Source organism: Dietzia sp. DQ11-38-2 (genome assembly GCF_014145055.1).
Taxonomy (GTDB): domain Bacteria; phylum Actinomycetota; class Actinomycetes; order Mycobacteriales; family Mycobacteriaceae; genus Dietzia.
Genome location: NZ_JAALDW010000151.1, coordinates 1 through 2,578 on the forward strand (window position 1 = coordinate 1; position 2,578 = coordinate 2,578).

Annotated in this window: 2 protein-coding genes; one reads left to right on the top strand and one right to left on the bottom strand. The window is 69.4% G+C overall.

From position 1 onward, the window contains the following. Window positions 1-42: 42 nt before the first annotated feature. Window positions 43-1,305: an aspartate kinase gene (locus G6026_RS06030; RefSeq protein ID WP_107755550.1), complete on the bottom strand. Its 1,263-nt coding sequence runs from the start codon at window positions 1,303-1,305 to the stop codon at window positions 43-45. A gap of 71 nt (window positions 1,306-1,376) precedes the next feature. Here G6026_RS06030 and G6026_RS06035 point away from each other — a divergent pair, with 71 nt between their 5' ends. Beyond that, window positions 1,377-2,303, top strand: coding sequence for a DMT family transporter (locus G6026_RS06035; protein ID WP_182612550.1), 927 nt, complete (start codon window positions 1,377-1,379; stop codon window positions 2,301-2,303). Window positions 2,304-2,578 lie beyond the last annotated feature (275 nt).

Genomic DNA, 2,578 nt, shown 5'->3' on the forward strand with positions numbered 1-2,578 from the left:
CGCGCCGGGCGGGAAGCGCGCCGTGCGCTCGAGGGGCTCGGGTCAGCGGCCGGTGCCGGCGTAGACCTGGGCCTCCTCCTCGCCGCCCAGCTCGAACGCGGCGTGCAGGGCGCGGACGCTCTCGGGGAGCTCGTCCTCGCGGACCAGCGCCGAGATGCGGATCTCCGAGGTGGAGATGAGCTCGATGTTGACCCCGGCCTCGGACAGCGACTCGCAGAACGTCGCGGTGACGCCCGGATGCGACTTCATGCCGGCGCCGACCAGGGAGACCTTGCCGACGTTGTCGTCGTAGAGCACCTGGTCGATCCCGAGGTCATCCTTGGCCTGTGACAGGACCTCGGTGGCCCGGGCACCCACCTCTCGCGGGCAGGTGAAGGTGATGTCGGTCTTGCCCTCGGCCTTGGAGACGTTCTGCAGGACCATGTCGATGTTGATCTCGGCGTCGGCCACCACGCGGAAGATCTTGGCGGCGTACCCCGGCTGGTCGGGGATCCCGACGACCGTGATCTTGGCCTCCGAGGCGTCGTGAGCGACTCCGGTCAGGACTGCGTCTTCCACGGGGATGTCCTCCACTTTTCCGGCCACGAGCGTGCCCGGGTTGGTCGAATACGACGAGCGCACGCGCAGGGGCACGTGGTACCGGCGGGCGAACTCGACGCTCCGCAGGTTGAGGATCTTCGAGCCGACGGCCGCCATCTCGAGCATCTCCTCGTACGAGATGGAGTCGAGCTTGCGGGCGTCGGAGACGATCCGGGGGTCGGCGGTGTAGATGCCGTCGACGTCCGAGTAGATCTCGCAGACGTCGGCGCCGAGAGCCGAGGCCATGGCGACCGCGGTGGTGTCGGATCCGCCCCGGCCGAGGGTCGTGACGTCTCTGGTCTCGCGGGACACGCCCTGGAAGCCGGCGACCAGAGCGATCTTGCCCTGGTCGAGGGCGTCACGGACCCGCCCCGGGGTGATGTCGATGATCCGGCTGTCGCCGTGCTTGGTGGTGGTGATGATCCCGGCCTGGGAGCCGGTGAACGAGTACGCCTCCATCCCGAACGAGCTGATGGCCATGGCCAGCAGCGCGTTCGAGATCCTCTCGCCCGAGGTCAGCAGCATGTCCATCTCGCGCTGCGGTGGTGCGGGGCAGACCTGGTCGGCCAGGTCCAACAGCTCGTCGGTCGTGTCCCCCATCGCGGAGGCGACGACGACGACGTCGTTGCCCGCCTTCTTGGTCTCGACGATCCGTTCGGCCACCCGACGGATACGTTCTGCGGACTCCACGGAGGAGCCGCCGTACTTCTGCACTACGAGTGCCACGCGGTCACACCCTTCCGGTGTTGATCGGCTTAACGCAGCCCTACTTTACGGGAGGTGTTTACTCATCATCGATGACAGAAACCTGGTTGGCCGTCCTCCTGGCCCTCGCCGCCGCCCTCAGTCAGGCCTTCGGCACCGTGATGCGGCACCGCACCAAGGGTCGCGCCGGCGGTCGGCTCGAGGGGCGGTTCGGCGTCCTGGCCAGCAGGTACTGGTGGTCCGGGATGGCGATCAGCCTGGCCGGGTTCGCCTTCCAGGGCGCGGCGCTGGCGTTCGGTTCGCTCATCCTCGTGCAGACGATCACAGTCCTCTCATTGACCTTCGCGCTGCCTCTCGGGGCCTGGGTCACCGGCCGCCGAGTCACCAAGACCGAACTGTTCTGGGGACATGTCCTGGCGGGATGCGTGGTCGTCCTGGTGATCTACGGGCGTCCCATGGGCGGCGACGACCACCCGCCCTGGTACGTGTGGGCACTGGCGTGCGCGGGGGGACTGGTGGCGATCGCCGTGTTGCTTCGACTGTCGCGCAATCGCCGACGCAACGGCAACCGGGCGCTCCTGCTGGGAGTGGCCGGCGGTCTGGCGTTCGCTTATGTCGCGCTGCTCACCAAGGGCGTCGCCGACCGGTGGTACTCGGGCGGGCTGGTCGAGGTCTTCACCGCGGGCGAGGTGTACGGGCTGGTGGTGGCGGCGGTGATCGCGCTGACGCTTCAGCAGATGTCGTTCTCGGCGGGGGCGGTGCACCAGGCGGTACCCGCCTCGACCGTCACCACACCCGTCGTCGCGCTGGGGCTGGGGGTGGTGGTGCTGGGCGAGTGGTTCACCGTCGACGGCGCCGAACTCGCCATCCTCGCCGCGACCCTGGTGTTGATGGTGGTGGCCACCGTGCGGCTGGCCAACAAGGAGGTCGATCTCGAGCCACAGGCCGACCCGGGCGGCGCGGGCGCGGCCAGTCCAGCGGTAACACGGCCGCAGCCGCCCGCGATTCCAGAGCCATGAGGACCCACCCCGAGCGCCAGCGCACGTCGATCTCATCGCTTAGGCTGAGCCTCATGCGTCCCACCCGCCCCAGTGGCACCTTGAGTAACAGCTGTGCCGAGAGGGCCGGCGGCAGCCCCGGGCAGGCCGCGACGTCCCGGCGCCCCTCTCCCAGAACACCCCGATTCGTGGCGACGGCGCTCGCCTCCGCCGCCGCGATCCTCACCCCCCTCGTCGTCACCGCCCCCACCGCCGGGGCGGTGGTCAACGGCGCACCCTCCGGACCCGCCCCGTGG